Source organism: Stenotrophomonas acidaminiphila, from assembly GCF_014109845.1.
GTDB classification, from domain to species: Bacteria; Pseudomonadota; Gammaproteobacteria; order Xanthomonadales; family Xanthomonadaceae; genus Stenotrophomonas; species Stenotrophomonas acidaminiphila.
On record NZ_CP043567.1, the window covers coordinates 3133696 to 3150323 of the forward strand.

Below are 16628 nucleotides of genomic sequence, written 5' to 3' on the forward strand. Positions count from 1 at the left end.
CCGCGCGTCCTCAGCGCGGCGCCAGCCGTGCCAGCAGCGCCAGCCACAGCGCCCAGCCCAGGAAGGCCAGCCGCTGCGCCATCGCCACCGGCATCACGCTGCCGAACACGAACGCGCTGCACAGCATCCATACCGCGCAGGCCACCGCCAGGGTGGCCAGCGGACGCCACGCCGCGTCCCGCGCCGCGCCCACGCGCAGCATCGCCGCACCGCCGGAAAACGCCACCAGCCACAGCAGCCACACGCTGGCGTGGGCCTGGCTGGCCCGGTTCTCGATGTCCTGCGCATCCAGCGGGAACACGCCCATGGCGGCGAACGCCAGCCCGGCCAGCAGCAGCATCTGCCCGGCCACCCGCAGCGGACGCGAGGCCGTGGCCGGCATGCGCAGCACCAGCCCGAGCGCGGCCAGCGCCGCCAGCAGCCCCGGCAGCACGAAGCCCAGCGCATTGAAGGAGCCGGCGCCGGGAACCCCGGTCGCCCCCAGCAGCGAAACCGGATGGCGCATCTGGTCATAGAACGGCAGCCGCGCGCCGAACACCGCCAGCGCCACCAGCCATATCGCCACCGACGCCGGTCCGGCCCAGCGCGCCATCTGTTTCCACACCATCGACATCCGATCCCCTGCACGCCGGCGCGGGCGGCGCCAGCCGATGGCGGCGATTGTGAAGGTTGCCGCGGCGGTACGCACGCCGGATTGGCAGCACCGGCGCGATGGAATGCGACGTTGGCATTCGCCCGCCACCATGTCAGATATTGTTTACATCGACTTGCATCCACGCGCTCTGCCACCATCTCCGACGAAACCTCCCACTGCGAGTCCCGCGATGTCCGACCTGCCCCACGTTTTCGATGCCACCACCGAGACCTTCGAGACCGACGTCCTGCAGAAGTCGCTGCAGACTCCGGTACTGGTGGACTTCTGGGCGACCTGGTGCGGCCCGTGCAAGACGCTGGGCCCGATCCTGGAGAAGCTGGCCGGCGAGTACCACGGCGCGTTCGAGCTAGCCAAGGTCGACGTGGACAAGGAGCAGCAGATCGCCGCCGCGTTCCAGATCCGTTCGGTGCCGACCGTGTTCCTGGTCAAGGACGGGCAGATCGTGGACGGCTTCCCCGGCGCGCTGCCGGAAGGCCAGCTGCGCGAGTTCCTGGCCCAGCACGGCATCGCCCCGGCCGAGGCACCGGCCGCCATCGAGGACGCACCCGCCCCGCTGGACCCGCTGTCGCAGGTCGCGGCGCTGCGCGAGGCCGTCGCCGCCGAGCCGGACAAGGCCGAGCTCAAGCTCGACCTGGCGCTGACGCTGATCCGCACCGGCGACGTCGCCGAGGCCGGGCAGCTGCTCGACGCCCTGCCCGCCAACCTGGCCACCGATGACCGCGCCATCCGCGCCCGCGCGCGCCTGGATTTCCATGCCGCGGTGGCCGACGCGCCGCCGGCCGACGCCCTGGCCGCCCGTGTCCAGGCCGATGGCAACGACCTGGAGGCCCGCCACCTGCTGGGCATCCGCCAGTTGCTGGACGGCAACGACGAGGCGGCGCTGGAGCAGTTCCTGGAAATGCTGCGGATCGACCGCAACTATGCCGAAGGCACGCCACGCAAGGCGCTGATCGATGCATTCCGGGTGGTCGAGGACGACGACCTCGTCGGCCGTTACCGCCGGCGGATGTCGTCGCTCCTGTTCTGACCCGTCATTACTCGTTCATGCAGGTGAAGTAAGCCCTGCCGGATAATGCGCCGTTCATCGTGGTGATGACGCGCGGCAGTTCCTGCCGTGCCACATGGGGAGTGGGGGCGCGCGATGCAGGGCGCCGGTTCCCGCGACGGAAGGACCGATTGCCGATGATGTTGTTCAACCGGGGGGCGCTGCGCCTGACCGTTCTGCTGCAGATCGCGCTGGCGACGCTGCCGCTGTCGTGCTCGGCGGCGGCCAGCGCCCAGGACTGGAGCTACCGCGTACGCCCCGGCGACACCCTGTGGGACCTGGGCACCCGCTATCTCAAGCCCACCGTGTCCTGGGAAGAGCTGCAGAACCACAACGCGGTCGCCAACCCCTACCGGCTGCCGCCGGGCCAGGTACTGCGCTTCCCCATCGCCTGGCTGCGGGTGGAGCCGGCGCCGGCACGCGTGGTGGCCGTGCGCGGCCAGGTCGACGTCAGCGCCGGTGGCGAGCCGGCCGCCGCGGTCCGCGAGGGCATGCGCCTGCCGATCGGCAGCCACATCCGCACCGGCGCCGACGCCAGCATCACCCTGGCCTTCGCCGACGACTCGCGCCTGTTGCTGCGCGAAAACTCGGAACTGCGCCTGGACCAGCTCAGCAGCTATGGCGCCACCGGCATGGTCGATACCCGGCTGCGCCTGCAGCGCGGCCGCAGCGGCAGCCGGGTGACCCCGGCACAGGGGCCGGCGTCGCGCTACATGATCACCGCCCCCACCGCCACCAGCAGCGTGCGTGGCACCGTGTTCCGGGTCAGTGCCGGGCAGGACGGCGACCCGGCCGTCACCGAAGTGGTCGAAGGCCGGGTGCAGGTCGGCAACCGCCACGGCCAGCGGCTGGTCGATCCGGGCCAGGCCAGCCTCAGCGCATCGGCCGCGCGGGCACCGGCACCGGCCCAGCCGCTGCCGGCCGCGCCGGTGATCGACGCGGCGCGGCTGCGGCTCGACCCCCTGCCGCTGCTGGCCGCCTGGCAGCCGGTGCCGGAGGCGCGCGGCTACCGCGTGGAGGTGGTGCGTGCCGATGCGCCCGAGATCCTGCTGTTCGCGCGCGACACCCCCGATTCCAGCATCCGTATCGACGACCTGCCTCCCGGCCAGCTGCGGCTGCTGGTGCGCGCGGTCACCGCCGAGGGTGTCGAGGGCCATGACAGCGCCCATGACTTCCAGGTGCCCGACGGCCTGCCGCCGCCGCTGACCACCGCCCCGGTGCATGGCCAGACCCTGGCCCAGGCGCAGCCGCGTTTTGCCTGGGCGCAGGTGCCTGGCGCCAGCGGCAGCGTGCTGCAGATCGCGCAGGACACGGATTTCCGCCAGCCGCTGGTCGAGCGTCGTACCGATGCCACCCGCCTGCGCTCGCCCGTCGCGCTCGCCCCCGGCGACTACTACTGGCGGGTCGCGTCGGTGGACGCGCAGGGCCGCAGCGGTCGCTTTGGGCAGGCCCTGCCGCTGCGCATCAGCGACGCCCCGCCGGAGTCCGGCCTGCAGCCGGCGCAGGCCGGCAAGGGCCAGCTGACCCTGCGCTGGCAGGCAGGCGCCGAAGGCCAGCGCTATCGCGTGCAGGTGGACCGCCGCGGCGATTTCAGCGCCCCCCTGCTGGACCGCGAAACCAGCGCGCCCGAGGTGGTGATGAAACAGCCGTGGCGCGGCGGTACCCTGCATGTGCGCGTCCAGTACATCGACGATGATGGCTACGCAGCCCCGTTCTCGACCGCCCAGCAGATCCGGCTGCCCTGCAAGCTCTGCTATGGCGCCGGCGCCGGCGCGCTGCTGCTGTTGGCCCTGTGAAGCTGTTCCTGATGCCCTGGCCGTGGCGGCTGCTGCTGGCCGTCGCCCTGGGCGCGCTGGCCGGTTGGGCCAGCCAGGCGCACCTGTTCTGGCAGCAGGACGAACACGTCTATGACCGGCTGGTGGGGGGCTGGGATTACCCGCCCGACGACCGCCTGGCGCTGGTCGCCATCGACGAGCGCAGCCTGCAGCAGCTGGGGCAGTGGCCGTGGCCGCGCGGCACCCATGCGCGGCTGCTCGACCGCCTGCGCGAAGCCGGCGTGCGCCGGGTCGCGCTGGACCTGATGTTCCCCGAGCCCGACCGCAAGGATGGCAGCCAGGACGCGCAGCTGGCCGCGGCGATCAAGCGCAGCGGCAACGTCGTGCTGCCGGTGCTGGCGGCCGCGGCCAGCGACGAAGCCGTGCCCGAGGAACTGCTGCCGGTGCCGGTGCTGGCTGCGGTGGCCGACGGCCTGGCGCATACCGACATCGAGGTCGATGGCGACGGCGTGGCCCGCGGCCTGTACCTGAAGGCCGGCGTGGGCTCGGCCTACTGGCCGGCGCTGGGGCTGGCGCTGAACGGCGGCAGCGGCCCGATCCCGGGGCTGGTCGATCCGGCACCGGAGACGGTCTCGCCCTATCAATGGCGACGCGACAACTACGTGCGGCTGCGCTACGCCGGGCCGCCGGGAACCTTCCCGCAGGTGTCCTACATCGACGTGCTCGAAGGCCGCCTGCCGCCCGGGCTGCTGCGCGACCGGCTGGTGATCGTCGGCATGACCGCCAGCGGCATCGCCCCGCGCCTGCTCACGCCCACCTCGCGCGAGTACTGGATGAGCGGTACCGAATACCAGGCCAACGTCGCCTCGATGCTGCTCGGCGGGCACGTGATCCTGCCGTTGCGCCCGCCGGTGCAGTTGGCCGCGGTGTTCGTGCTGGTGGCGCTGTGCGCGCTGGGCATGACCCAGCGCCGGCTGTCGCCGTGGCTGGTCGCGGTGCTGTCGCTGGTCCTCCCGCTGCTGCTCAGCGCGATGCTGCTGCGCGGTTTCAACCTGTGGTTCGCGCCGGCCGCGGCCATCGGCGGTGCGCTGCTCACGCTGCTGGGCTGGGGCCTGTGGCAGTTGCGCTACTGGCGCCGCCAGGCCAACCGCGACCCGCTCACCGGCCTGGCCAACCGCATGCGCTTCGAAGAAGCGCTGCAGCTGGAATACGAGGCGGCCCGGCGCAGTGGCCGGCCGCTGAGCCTGGCCCTGATCGACCTGGACAACTTCAAGCACTACAACGACACCTTCGGCCACCACATCGGCGACCTGGTGCTGCAGCAGACCGCGGAGATGATCGGCGAACTGGCGCGGCGGCCGCGCGACCTGGCCGCGCGCTTCGGCGGCGACGAGTTCGCGCTGATCCTGCCGGACACCGGCAGCGAGGGCGCGGTCCAACTGGTCGAGGCGCTCGTCGCCCGGGTCCGCCAGGCCGGTGTCGCGGTCGGCAAGGGGCGCCAGGCCAGGATCAGCGTCACCGTCGGCCTGGCGAGCATCGTCCCCGACGTCGATGGCCTGCCGGCACAGCTGTTCCGCGATGCCGATGCCTCGCTGTACCAGGCCAAGGCCGCCGGCAGGGACGGCTACCGGGTAGCCGACTGAGGCGCCAGTCGCCTCACCATACGGGTGCGAATGCTAGACTTCCCGTCCCCCCGTACGCCCCACTCCGCCATGAAAGCCAGCACGTTCCGCCTCGGCATCAACCTGTGGCCGCCGTTCCTGTTTACCGGCATCCACGTCGCCGAGCTCCACGCCGACTACCGCTATGTGCGCGTGGAACTGCGCGAGCGCCCGTGGAACCTCAATTACGTACGTACCCATTTCGGCGGCAGCCTGTTCGCCATGACCGATCCGTTCTGGATGCTGTGCCTGCTGCACAACCTGGGGCGCGACTACTACGTGTGGGACAAGGCCGGGGAGATCGAGTTCATTAAGCCCGGCAAGGGCACCGTCACCACCGAGTTCCGGCTCGACGCGGCCACGCTCGAGGAGGTGCGCGCGGCCACCGCCGAGGGCGCCAAGCACCTGCGCTGGTTCAGCAACGACGTGCTCGATGCGCAGGGCGAGGTGGTCGCACGCGTCCGCAAGCAGGTCTACGTCCGCCCCAAGCCGGAAGCGCGCCAAGCGCGCGGGTAGTCACGGCAGTGACCGCGGAGACGCGCGGCCGGCATTGCACGGCCGCGGCGCAGGCCCGCCGGCCGCGCTTCAGGGGCTGGAGGCGGCCAGCGGCAACGGCATCCGCAGCACCTGCCCCTGCCTGGCATAGGCCGGCGTTTCCAGCGCGGTGCCGTCGGCGGACAGGGTGATGAGGCGGTGTACGCTGCGCAGCCCGGCGGGCAGCTCGCGCAGGCGCGCGCTCACCGCTTCGGTGTCCTGCAATGCCTGTCCGCGCATCCACAGTACCGCCTGCAGCAGCCGCAGCTGCGCGGCGGCATCCTGTTCCCGGTACAGGTATCCCGTGTAGGCGGGGCCGGCGATGTCGCTGAGGATGCAGCCGATGGCGTTGGTCAGGCACTGCGGCTGCCACCACGCCACGGCCGGCAGGGATGGTAGCGGCGCCCTGCGATCCTCGGCCACGGCCTGGCGCGCAGCCGGGAGGCAGGGCCAGGCAAGCGCCTCGGCCTGCCTCGCAAGGGTTTTGCGACCGTTGTAGAACAGCCTGCCCGAGCGCGGGCCAGCCTCGATCTTGCGGTCCATCAACAGCGCGAAGCGTTGCTGCATGGCGAATTCCCCGCGCATGCCGTTGCAGACGGCGGCCTCGTCCGCCGACAGCGGCGCGAACGCCGTGGCGCACCCCGATGGCAACGGCGCATCCGCCGGGAGCTCGGCCAGCACCGCAGCGAACAGCTCCGCGTTGGCCCGCAGCATGGCGATGCCCATCATCGTGGCCAGCAGGTTGTCGCCGTGCGCCATCAGCATGCGTCCGCTCCCGGCATCACGGCACAGCCCGGCCAGGGCACGCGCACTGTCGCCTTGCACGTGGGCCAGTGCATGCGCGCCCAGGGGAACCGCCAGCGGACCCAGCACCGGCCAGGGACTGGGCGGCACCTGTACCAGCGGCGAGTGGTAGTGCCCATGCGCCGCCAGTTCGTCCATGCGCGACAGCAGCGTGGCCCGCGTCGCCAATGCGGCGGCCACGGCCTCGGGCGCGCGGCGCACCCGCTCCAGGCAGGTGGCGGCATCGCGGAAACTGCACAGCGCCGGGTCCGCGGCGGGCGTCCGCGCCGCCCCGTCCATCGGCAGTGGCGGCGGCACGCCCGCTTCGCTTTCGGCGTCGCCGCGGATGAAACCGGGCGCGTAGCTGTCGTCGTACCATGCCTGGAACCGGCGGGCGTGTTCATCCACCTGCGCCTGCCTGTGCACCAGCGGAGCTTGCATCTCCAGCGTCGCCAGGGTGACGTAGGCGTTGCTGCCGGGCAGGTCGTGCGGCGCCCGCAACGCGGCCAGCGCGCGCTGCTGCGCCGCGGATGGCGGCCATACCCAGGAGACCAGCAGCGCCACCAGCACCAGCAGCACCAGTCCGACCACACCCGCCACCACGCGTCCCAGCGTCCTGCCCATTGCGTTTCTCCCTGGTGTCATGCCGCCTTCCGCGGGCGGACGCGGCGCCAGCACTGTTATATATCCGGCAACGCAGCGGCGCGCAAGCGTCATGCCCGGCGCATCGCCGCACCGCTACAATTGGAGGATGTCGCCCGAAGCTTCCGCCGTCCCCCACCGCCCCTCCCTGCAGCGCCTGTTCCTGACCGGATTGCTGACCCTGCTGCCGATATGGCTGACCTGGGTGGTGATCAAGTTCGTGTTCGTGCTGCTGTCCGGCATCAGCAGCCCGCTGGTGGTGCCACTGTCCGAACGCATCGCCGCCTCCTTCCCGCATTACCTGGGCTGGGTACGGGTGGAATGGATGCAGGACGTGTTCGCCCTGCTCGCCACGCTGCTGGTGATCCTGCTGGTGGGCGTGCTCAGCCGCCGCGTCATCGGCCAGCGCCTGCTGCGCTGGTTCGGCGCGGTGATCCGCCGCATCCCGCTGGCCAGCATCATCTACGACAGCGCCAAGAAGCTGCTGGACATCCTGCAGACCCAGCCGGGCAGCACCCAGCGCGTGGTGCTGATCGACTTCCCGCACCGCGAAATGAAATCGGTGGGCCTGGTGACCCGCGTCATCCGCGAACACGGTACCGGCCGCGAACTGGCCGCGGTGTACGTGCCGACCACGCCGAACCCGACCTCCGGCTATCTGGAAATCGTGCCGGTGGAGCTGCTGACCCCGACCGACTGGACCGTGGACCAGGCCATGAGCTTCATCATCTCCGGCGGTGCGGTGGCCCCGGACAGCGTGCCGTTCACCCGCGCCGGCGAGCGCTGAAACGCCGCCCGCCAGGGCAGGAACAGGGTGCGCCGGGCAGGCAATGGGGTGACTGCCGCCTTTATCCGTTGCCGGTTGCTCTTCACTAGTGCCTGCTGCTGAGGCAAGCTCCCGGGCCTGTGCGTTTCCGGAACCACCGATGACCTCCAGCCCGCTTCGCCTTCTCGCGCTTGCCATGGCCTCCGTCCTGATGTTCTCCGCCGCCGCGCCCGCCGAGGCGGCGAAGAAGAAGAGCCAGCGCCCGACCGCGACGCAATCGCGCACCGCCAAGCCCAAGGCGCGCGGCAGCAGGCCCCCGGCGCGTCCGGCGCCGCGCCCGGCGCGCGCGCCGCTGCCGGTCACCCAGGACAAGGCCACCCGCCTGAACCGGCTCTACGATGAATACTGGGATGCGTCGATGCGGCTGAACCCGCTGCAGGCCACGTTCCAGGGCGACCCGCGCTTCAACGACCAGCTGCCCAACTTCCTGTCGCCGGCCTCGCGCCGGCAGGCGCATGACTTCATGGTCGAATGGCAGGGCAAGGCCGAGGCGCTGGGCAGGGAAGGCCTGCAGGGCCAGGACCTGCTCAGCTACGAGATCTTCGTGCGCGATGCGCACATCTCGCTGGCCGCCGAGCAGTACCCGTCGTGGATGCTGCCGATCAATCCCTACAACAACCTCGCCAGCATCATCGCGGTGCTCGGCTCGGGGGCCGGCGCGCAGCCGTTCCGCACGGTGAAGGACTATGAGAACTGGTCGCGGCGCTCGCTCGGGGTGCCGGCATTGTTCGACCAGGCCATCGCCAACATGCGCGAAGGCATGGCCGCCGGCGTGGTGCAGCCGCGCGCGCTGATGGAGAAGGTGCTGCCGCAGCTGGATGCGGTGATCACCCCGACCGCCGAGGAAAGCATCTTCTGGGCGCCGATCCGCAACATGCCGGAGGATTTCCCGGCCGCGGACCGGGAGCGGCTGAGCGCCGAGTACAAGCGCATGATCGAGTACCGGCTGCTGCCGGCCTACCGCGCCCTGCGCGGCTTCATCGCCACCCAGTACCTGCCGGCCACCCGCGCCAGCGACGGCCTCGGCGCCCTGCCCGGTGGCCAGGCCTGGTACGCGCACACCATCGCCGGGTTGACCAGCGCCTCGCGCACGCCAGCCGAGATCCACGCGCTCGGCGAGCAGGAGGTCAAGGACCTGCAGGAGCGCGTCGCCCGGGTGATGAAGGAAGCGAAGATCCGCGGCTCGATGCAGAAGGCGTTCAACGCCATGCGCAACGACCGCCAGTTCACCTTCCGCGACGAGGCCGCGCTGCTGGCGCGCTACCGCGAGGTCGGCCAGCAGGTCGATGCGGCGCTGCCGGCATTGTTCGCCACCCGTCCCAGGGCGGCGCTGCAGGTCCAGCCGGTGGCGGCCGAGCACGCGCTGACCGCCAGCGCCGCCAGCTACCAGCCGCCGTCGCCGGCCGACGGCAGCCAGCCCGGGGTGCTGCAGGTCAACACCCGCGACCTGGCGTCGCGCAAGCGCTGGGCGGTGCCGATGCAGTACCTGCACGAAGCCATCCCCGGCCACCACCTGCAGTTGGGCCTGCAGCAGGAACTGTCCACGCTGCCGCGCTTCCGCCGGCTCGGCGGCGACGTCGCCTTCATCGAGGGCTGGGGCCTGTACGCCGAATCGCTCGGCGATGAAATGGGCCTGTACCGCGACCCCTACGACCGCCTCGGCTACCTGCAGACCACCCTGCTGCGCACCGTGCGGCTGGTCGCCGACACCGGCCTGCACGCGGCCGGCTGGAGCCGCCAGCAGGCGATCGACTACATGGTGAGGAACGCCGACATCAGCGCCGCCGACGCCGCCGCGGAGGTCGAGCGCTTCATGGCCCTGCCCGGGCAGACGCTGGCCTACCGGGTGGGCGAGATCAAGATCCGCCGTCTGCGCGAGAAAGCGCAGGCGGCGCTGGGCGAGCGCTTCGATCCGCGCGAGTTCCACAACGAAGTATTGAAGGACGGCTCGATGCCGTTGGATATTCTGGAAGCGAAGATCGACCGCTGGATCGCCAGCAAACAGAACTGACCCTGCAAGGAGCCGCCATGCTGCCGTGGATGTCCCGACTCGCCCCGCTGTGCCTGTTCGCGTTGTCCACGGTCGCCGGCGCCGCGCCGCTGGCGCCACCCGATGCCGGCATCGACGGCCTGATGCAGCGCTATGACGGCCGCGTGCCCGGCGCCGCGGTACTGGTGCTGAAGGACGGGCAGCCGGTGTTCCGCCGCGGCTACGGGCTGGCGGTGGTGGAGGACGGCACGCCGGTGTCGCCGGCCACCAACTTCCGGCTGGCGTCGGTGAGCAAGCAGTTCACCGCCGCCGCCATCCTGCTGCTGGCCGAGGACGGCCGGCTGTCCATCGACGACCCGCTGAAGAAATGGCTGCCCGGCCTGCCGGCGGTGGCCGACGCGATGACCCTGCGCCAGCTGCTCAGCCACACCAGCGGCCTGCTCGACTACGAAGACCTGATGGACCCGGTCGACACGCGCCAGGTACACGACATCGACGTACTGCATCTTCTGCAGAAGGAGAACCGCACCTACTTCGCGCCGGGCAGCAGCTACCGCTACAGCAACAGCGGCTATGCCCTGCTCGCGCTGGTGGTCGGCAAGGCCTCCGGCAGCGACTTCGCCAGCTTCCTGCGCCAGCGCATCTTCCTGCCGCTGGGCATGACCGCCACCTTCGCCCACCAGGACGGCGTCGACGAGGTGCCCGAGCGCGCCTACGGCTACAGCCAGATCGACGGCCACTGGCAGCGCACCGACCAGAGCACCACCAGCGCGGTGCTCGGCGACGGCGGCATCTATTCCTCCATCGACGACCTGGCCAAGTGGGACGCCGCGCTCTACGACGAGCGCCTGCTGCGCCGCGCCTCGCTGCAGCAGGCCTTCAGCGCGGCCACGGCGACGCCGGAACCCGACGTGCCGCACTACGGCTTCGGCTGGCGCATCAACGGCGACGCGCTGTGGCACAGCGGCGAGAGCATCGGCTTCCGCAACGTGATCGTGCGCTACCCGAAGCAGAAGCTGACGGTGGTCGTGCTGAGCAACCGCAACGACCCGGAACCCTATGCGCTGGCGCTGCAGATCGCCCGGCGCTGGCTGGCCCCCGGGCAGTGAAGCTGGCGGGGATCCACCATGTCGCGCTGATCGCGTCGGACTACGCGCGCTCGCGCGACTTCTACACCCGCATCCTCGGGCTGGAGGTGGTCGCCGAGCATTTCCGTGTCGAGCGGCAGTCGTGGAAGCTGGACCTGCGCCTGCCCGACGGCACCGGGCTGGAACTGTTCTCCTTCCCCGCGCCCCCCGCGCGCCCCAGCCGCCCGGAAGCGCGGGGCCTGCGCCACCTCGCGTTCCGGGTCGCCGCGCTGGACCCGGCCATCGCCCACCTGCAGGCCCAGGGCGTGGCCTGCGAACCGGTGCGCGTGGACGAGTACACCGGCCACCGCTTCACCTTCTTCGCCGACCCCGACGACCTGCCGCTGGAACTGTACGAAAGCGGCTGAGCCGCGTGCGGTCACATCGCCGCCCCCGGCACGTCATTGCTCCCAATGACTTCCGGCGCATTGCGTGGCCAACAGCGGCACCGGAAAGATGTCCATATCTTCCAGGGGGTGCCCGTCCATGTTGCAGATCCGCGGTCTGTCCAAAACCTACGCCAACGGCGTGCATGCGCTCAGGAATGTCGACCTGGACATTCCGCGCGGCATGTTCGGGCTGCTCGGTCCCAACGGCGCGGGCAAGTCGTCGCTGATGCGCACCCTGGCGACGCTGCAGGAAGCCGATGCCGGCAGCGCCACGCTGACCACCGCCGACGGCGCCGGTATCGACGTACTCAAGGACAAGGACGCGCTGCGGCGCCGGCTGGGCTACCTGCCGCAGGATTTCGGCGTCTATCCGAAAGTCAGCGCACTGGACCTGCTCGACCATTTCGCGGTGCTCAAGGGCCTGACCGCGCGCGCGCAGCGCCGGGAAGTGGTCGAGGGCCTGCTGCAGCAGGTGAACCTGTGGGATGCGCGCAAGCGCAAGCTCGGCACCTATTCCGGCGGCATGCGCCAGCGCTTCGGCATCGCCCAGGCGCTGCTCGGCGATCCGCAGCTGGTGATCGTCGACGAGCCGACCGCGGGCCTGGACCCGGAAGAGCGCAACCGCTTCCTCAACCTGCTCGCCGAGATCGGCGAGAACGTGGTGGTGATCCTGTCCACCCACATCGTCGAGGACGTCACCGACCTGTGCCCGGCCATGGCCATCATGAACAAGGGTCAGGTACTGCTGACCGGCAAGCCGGTCGATGCGATCGCCGCGCTGCAGGCGCAGGTCTGGCGCAAACAGGTGGCCAAGGCCGCGCTGGCGGACTATGAAAGCCGCTTCACCGTGCTGTCGACGCGACTGGTGGGCGGCCACCCGGTGATCCATGTGTTCGCCGACAGCTGCCCGGAAGCCGGCTTCGAGCCGGTGGCGCCGGGCCTCGAGGACGTCTACTTCCAGCGTCTGCGCCTGCAGGCGCAGGCCGCCTGACGGAGACGACCATGACCCTGGCCTTCCTGCGCTTCGAGCTGCGCGAGCAGCTGCGTTCCCCCTTGCTGTGGCTGCTGGCGGCGCTGTTCGCCCTGCTCGCCTTCGGCGCCGCCTCCAGCGATGCCGTCCAGATCGGCGGCGGCATCGGCAACGTGCACCGCAATGCACCGTCGGTGATCGCCACCTTCATGACCTCCTTCACCCTGATCGGGCTGCTGGTGGTCACCCTGTTCGTCAGCAATGCGCTGCTGCGCGACTTCGAGCTGGGCACCTCGGAACTGGTGTTCTCCAGCCCGATCCGGCGCCGCGACTACCTGCTGGGCCGGCTCGGCGCCGCCCTGCTGGCCAGCCTGCTGATGTACGCCATCATCGGCATCGGCCTGTTCGCCGCCCAGTTCATGCCATGGATCGACGCGGCGCGGCTCGGCCCGGTGTCGCTGCGCCCGTACCTGTGGTCGTTCGCGTTCATGGTGCTGCCGAACGTACTGTTCACCACCGCCCTGCTGTCGCTGCTGGCGGTGACCACCCGCAACATCCTGTGGGTCTACATCGGCGTCATCGTGTTCTTCGTGCTGTATGGCGTCAGCCGCGCGCTGCTGGCCGACATCGACAACCTGCGCATCGTCTCGCTGCTTGACCCGCTGGGCATGCGTGCGATGGGCCAGGCGATGCGCTACTGGTCGGCCGAGGAGCGCAACACCGGCCTGCCCGCCTTCACCGGCTACCTGCTGGAAAACCGCCTGCTGTGGCTGGCGGTCACCGCCGCCCTGTTCGCCGCCACCTTCGCCCTGTTCCGCACCGAGCGCAGCGGCACCGGCCGCAGGCGCGGCAGGAAGACCGCCAGCGTCGCCACCACCGACGGCAAGCGCAGCCAGGCGGTCGCCCCCCGGGTCACCCCGGCGTTCACCGCCGCCACCGGCTGGCGGCAGCTGCTGCGCCAGGTCGGCTTCGATGCCCTGGGCGTGTTCCGCAGCGCGCCGTTCCTGGTGCTGCTGGTGCTGGGCATGGCCAACTTCATCCCCAGCGCCCTGCACCGCCGCACGATGTACGGCACGCCCAGCTGGCCGGTGACCTCGCAGATGCTGGAGGCGCTGCAGGGCAGCTACAGCTTCCTGTTGATCATCATCGTGCTGTTCTATGCGGGCGAGCTGGTATGGCGCGAGCGTGGCGCGCGCATCGCCGGCATCAGCGACGCCATGCCGGTGCCCAACTGGGTGCCGCTGCTGGGCAAGTTCCTCACCCTGGTCGCCGTGGTCGCCGCGTTCCAGGCCATTGGCGGGCTCACCGCCATCGCCATCCAGCTGGGCAAGGGCTACACCCAGGTCGAGCCGCTGCTGTACGTCAAGACGCTGGCGCTGAACTCGGTGGTCTACATCCTGATGGGCGGGATGGCGCTGGTGCTGCAGGTACTGAGCAACAACAAGTTCGTCGGCTATGCCCTGCTGATCCTGCTGCTGATCGGGCAGTCGGTGCTGGGCATGCTCGACTACACCCAGAACCTGTACAACTTCGGCAGCTGGCCGAACGCGCCGTACTCGGACATGAACGGTTACGGCCATTTCGTGACCGGGCAGCTGGCCTTCCAGGGCTACTGGGCGCTGTTCCTGCTGATCCTGCTGCTGCTGTGCGCGGCGCTGTGGGTGCGCGGCGTCGACTCGGCCTGGCGCCAGCGCCTGCGCCTGGCCCGGCAGCGCCTGCGCGGCCCGCTGGGCGCGGGCCTGGCAACCGCGACGCTGGCTTTCATCGCCTGCGGCGGCTGGCTGTACTGGAGCACCAACATCCGCAACGAGTTCGTGTCGCCGGACCAGGTGCTGGACCGCCAGGCCCGCTACGAGCGCGAGTACCGCAAGTACAAGGACCTGCCGCAGCCGCGCATCGTCGCCGTGGACAACCGCGTCGACCTGCACCCGGAAACCCAGAGCGTGCGCATCGACGGCCGCTACCGGGTGCGCAACACCCATGCCACGGCCATCCCGGCCATCCATGTGGCGATGGCCGACGACCGCACGCTTGCCGGCATCGAGCTGGGCGGCGCCCGGCTGACCACCCACGACGCGCAGCTGGGCTACCGCATCTACACGCTGGATGCGCCGATGCAGCCCGGCGAGGAGCGCGACATCACCTTCACCGTGGACATCCACCCCGACGGCATCACCGCCGGCCAGGCGCAGACCGAGATCGTCGACAACGGCAGTTTCTTCAACAGCCGCGTGCTGCCGGCGTTCGGCTACGACAGCGGCGTGGAGATCAGCGACCGCAACGAACGCCGCAAGCGCGATCTCGGCGAACCCACCCGCATGCCGCGGCTGGAGGACCAGGCCGCGCGCGCCAACAACTACATCTCCAACGACGCGGACTGGCTGGATTTCCGCAGCACCATCTGCACCGCGCCGGACCAGATCGCGCTGGCGCCGGGCTACCTGCAGAAGGAGTTCGAACGCGATGGCCGCCGCTGCTTCAGCTATGCCATGGACCGGCCGATGCTGAATTTCTACGCCTACCTGTCGGCACGCTGGGAAGTGAAGAAGGCCGCCTACAACGGCATCCCGATCGAGATCTACTACGACGCCAAGCATCCGTACAACGTGGACCGGATGATCGAAGGCGTGCAGAAGTCGCTGGCCTACTACGAGGCCAACTTCAGCCCGTACCAGCACAAGCAGGTGCGCATCATCGAATTCCCGGGCTACCGCTCGTTCGCGCAGAGTTTCGCCAACACCATCCCGTACTCCGAATCGATCGGCTTCATCGCCGACCTGCGCGACAAGGATGACGTGGACTACGTGTTCTACGTCACCGCGCACGAGGTGGCACACCAGTGGTGGGCGCACCAGGTGATCGGCGCCAACATGCAGGGCGCGACCGTGCTGTCCGAATCGCTGTCGCAGTATTCGGCGCTGATGGTGATGGAGAAGGAGTACGGGCGCGGCCACATGCGCCAGTTCCTCAAGGATGAACTGGACAAGTACCTCTCCGGCCGCGGTGGCGAGGACGTCGAGGAGCTGCCCCTGTACCGGGTGGAGAACCAGCAGTACATCCACTACCAGAAGGGCTCGCTGGTGTTCTACCGCCTGCGCGAGGAAATGGGCGAGCAGGCCCTGAACCGCGCCCTGTCGCGCTTCATCCAGGCCAAGGCCTTCCAGCAGCCGCCCTACACCACCTCGGTCGAGCTGCTGGAGTTCATCCGCGCCGAGGCCGGCCCGGCGCACCAGGCGCTGATCACCGACCTGTTCGAGAAGATCGGCTTCTACGACAACCGCGTGGTCGAGGCGACCGCGACCCGGCGTGCCGACGGCCGCTACGACGTGACCATGAAGCTGCATGCCGACAAGCGCTACGCCGACGGCGTGGGCAAGGAGACGCCGGGGACGCTGGACGACTGGATCGAGGTCGGCGTGTTCGCGAAGGGCCCCTCGGGCAAGGAGCGCGACGAGAAGGTGCTGTACCTGCAGCGCCACCACGTCACCACGGCCGCGCCGGAGTTCACCGTGACCGTCGACGGGCGCCCGGACGAGGTGGGCTTCGACCCCTACAACAAGCTGATCGACCGCGTGTCGGCCGACAACCGCAAGCGGGTCGGCTACCGCTGACGGTGCTGATCCGATCCTGACCGGGCGTGCTGCGGTGCGGATTCCGTACCGCAGCGAATGGGTATACATTCGCCAGCATCCGGTTGCACCGGACCACGCCATCCGCCCTGGGAGGGGACACATGCGCAAGACCTTCAAGACCCTGTTGCTGGCCCTGCCGCTGGCCATGGCCGGCATCACCGCCGCGCAGGCCGACAACGCCAGTGCCGAAGGCCGCTGGCGGCAGATCGACCCGGACACCCACCGGGCCAAGTCGATCGTCGAGATCAGCCGCACCAGCAACGGCGCGCTGCACGGCCGGATCATCGAGCTGCTCAACCCCAGCCGCCCCAACCCGACCTGCGACAAGTGCAGCGACGACCGCAAGGGCAAGCCGATCACCGGCATGGAGATCATCCGCGGCATGCGCGCCGATGGCGCCAACAAGTGGAGCGGCGGCAGCATCCTCAAGCCCGACGAAGGCAAGGTCTACAAATCCAAGATGGAGCTGATCGAAGGCGGCCGCAAGCTGCAGGTCTCCGGCTGCATCGCCTTCATCTGCAAGTCGCAGGTGTGGGAGCGGATGTAACCCGCCCCCTCGACGCACCCCGCGAAACCCGGCCCAGGCCGGGTTTCGCGCT

The 16628-nt window shown here is 70.1% G+C and carries 13 protein-coding genes; 11 read left to right on the top strand and 2 right to left on the bottom strand.

Going from position 1 to position 16628, the window contains the following annotated elements; genetic code table 11:
• Window positions 1-10 precede the first annotated feature (10 nt).
• Entirely contained in the window at window positions 11-607 is a 597-nt protein-coding gene (locus F0P95_RS14280) for a DUF998 domain-containing protein (RefSeq protein ID WP_331252893.1), read from the bottom strand.
• A 217-nt stretch (window positions 608-824) separates the two neighbouring features.
• On the opposite strand from F0P95_RS14280, the gene trxA reads away from it, so the two are divergent.
• From trxA to F0P95_RS14300, 4 genes are all read left to right on the top strand, one after another.
• A complete protein-coding gene (gene trxA, locus F0P95_RS14285; protein WP_182334786.1) occupies window positions 825-1682 on the top strand; it encodes a thioredoxin in 858 nt (285 codons plus the stop codon).
• Between the two features lie 155 nt (window positions 1683-1837).
• On the top strand, window positions 1838-3496 hold the full coding sequence (locus tag F0P95_RS14290; RefSeq protein ID WP_232528695.1) for a FecR family protein: 1659 nt from the start codon (window positions 1838-1840) through the stop codon (window positions 3494-3496).
• Complete coding sequence (locus F0P95_RS14295; RefSeq protein WP_182334787.1) at window positions 3493-5118, top strand: CHASE2 domain-containing protein; 1626 nt, start codon at window positions 3493-3495, stop codon at window positions 5116-5118. Before F0P95_RS14290 ends, F0P95_RS14295 begins: the two co-directional genes overlap by 4 nt.
• A gap of 69 nt (window positions 5119-5187) precedes the next feature.
• Window positions 5188-5652, top strand: coding sequence for a DUF4442 domain-containing protein (locus F0P95_RS14300; protein ID WP_182334788.1), 465 nt, complete (start codon window positions 5188-5190; stop codon window positions 5650-5652).
• A 69-nt stretch (window positions 5653-5721) separates the two neighbouring features.
• On the opposite strand, the gene F0P95_RS14305 is transcribed toward F0P95_RS14300, so the two are convergent.
• Window positions 5722-7077, bottom strand: coding sequence for a hypothetical protein (locus F0P95_RS14305; protein WP_182334789.1), 1356 nt, complete (start codon window positions 7075-7077; stop codon window positions 5722-5724).
• 127 nt (window positions 7078-7204) lie between these two features.
• Between F0P95_RS14305 and F0P95_RS14310 the strand changes: the two genes are divergently transcribed.
• From F0P95_RS14310 to F0P95_RS14335, 7 genes are all read left to right on the top strand, one after another.
• Window positions 7205-7882, top strand: coding sequence for a DUF502 domain-containing protein (locus tag F0P95_RS14310; protein ID WP_054666732.1), 678 nt, complete (start codon window positions 7205-7207; stop codon window positions 7880-7882).
• Between the two features lie 139 nt (window positions 7883-8021).
• Complete coding sequence (locus tag F0P95_RS14315; protein ID WP_182334790.1) at window positions 8022-9932, top strand: DUF885 domain-containing protein; 1911 nt, start codon at window positions 8022-8024, stop codon at window positions 9930-9932.
• Between the two features lie 29 nt (window positions 9933-9961).
• The gene (locus F0P95_RS17580; protein ID WP_232528696.1) at window positions 9962-11020 is read left to right on the top strand and encodes a serine hydrolase domain-containing protein; all 1059 of its coding nucleotides are present in this window, start codon (window positions 9962-9964) and stop codon (window positions 11018-11020) included.
• Window positions 11017-11406: an SMU1112c/YaeR family gloxylase I-like metalloprotein gene (gene gloA2 / locus F0P95_RS17585; protein WP_232528697.1), complete on the top strand. Its 390-nt coding sequence runs from the start codon at window positions 11017-11019 to the stop codon at window positions 11404-11406. Before F0P95_RS17580 ends, gloA2 begins: the two co-directional genes overlap by 4 nt.
• Window positions 11407-11524: 118 nt before the next feature.
• Window positions 11525-12418 carry an ABC transporter ATP-binding protein gene (locus F0P95_RS14325; protein WP_182334791.1) on the top strand — a complete coding sequence of 298 codons (894 nt, stop codon included), beginning with the start codon at window positions 11525-11527 and terminating at the stop codon, window positions 12416-12418.
• Window positions 12419-12429: 11 nt separating this feature from the next.
• Complete coding sequence (locus F0P95_RS14330; protein ID WP_182334792.1) at window positions 12430-16008, top strand: ABC transporter permease/M1 family aminopeptidase; 3579 nt, start codon at window positions 12430-12432, stop codon at window positions 16006-16008.
• Window positions 16009-16129: 121 nt separating this feature from the next.
• The gene (locus tag F0P95_RS14335; RefSeq protein WP_056931491.1) at window positions 16130-16576 is read left to right on the top strand and encodes a DUF2147 domain-containing protein; all 447 of its coding nucleotides are present in this window, start codon (window positions 16130-16132) and stop codon (window positions 16574-16576) included.
• The last annotated feature ends 52 nt before the right edge of the window (window positions 16577-16628 follow it).

Coding starts and splice junctions, on each gene's coding strand:
- F0P95_RS14280 (WP_331252893.1), bottom strand. CDS start 607: ATGGTGTGGAAACAGATGGCGCGCTGGGCCGGACCGGCGTCGGTGGCG.
- trxA (WP_182334786.1), top strand. CDS start 825: ATGTCCGACCTGCCCCACGTTTTCGATGCCACCACCGAGACCTTCGAG.
- F0P95_RS14290 (WP_232528695.1), top strand. CDS start 1,838: ATGATGTTGTTCAACCGGGGGGCGCTGCGCCTGACCGTTCTGCTGCAG.
- F0P95_RS14300 (WP_182334788.1), top strand. CDS start 5,188: ATGAAAGCCAGCACGTTCCGCCTCGGCATCAACCTGTGGCCGCCGTTC.
- F0P95_RS14305 (WP_182334789.1), bottom strand. CDS start 7,077: ATGGGCAGGACGCTGGGACGCGTGGTGGCGGGTGTGGTCGGACTGGTG.
- F0P95_RS14310 (WP_054666732.1), top strand. CDS start 7,205: ATGTCGCCCGAAGCTTCCGCCGTCCCCCACCGCCCCTCCCTGCAGCGC.
- F0P95_RS14315 (WP_182334790.1), top strand. CDS start 8,022: ATGACCTCCAGCCCGCTTCGCCTTCTCGCGCTTGCCATGGCCTCCGTC.
- F0P95_RS17580 (WP_232528696.1), top strand. CDS start 9,962: ATGTCCCGACTCGCCCCGCTGTGCCTGTTCGCGTTGTCCACGGTCGCC.
- F0P95_RS14325 (WP_182334791.1), top strand. CDS start 11,525: ATGTTGCAGATCCGCGGTCTGTCCAAAACCTACGCCAACGGCGTGCAT.
- F0P95_RS14330 (WP_182334792.1), top strand. CDS start 12,430: ATGACCCTGGCCTTCCTGCGCTTCGAGCTGCGCGAGCAGCTGCGTTCC.
- F0P95_RS14335 (WP_056931491.1), top strand. CDS start 16,130: ATGCGCAAGACCTTCAAGACCCTGTTGCTGGCCCTGCCGCTGGCCATG.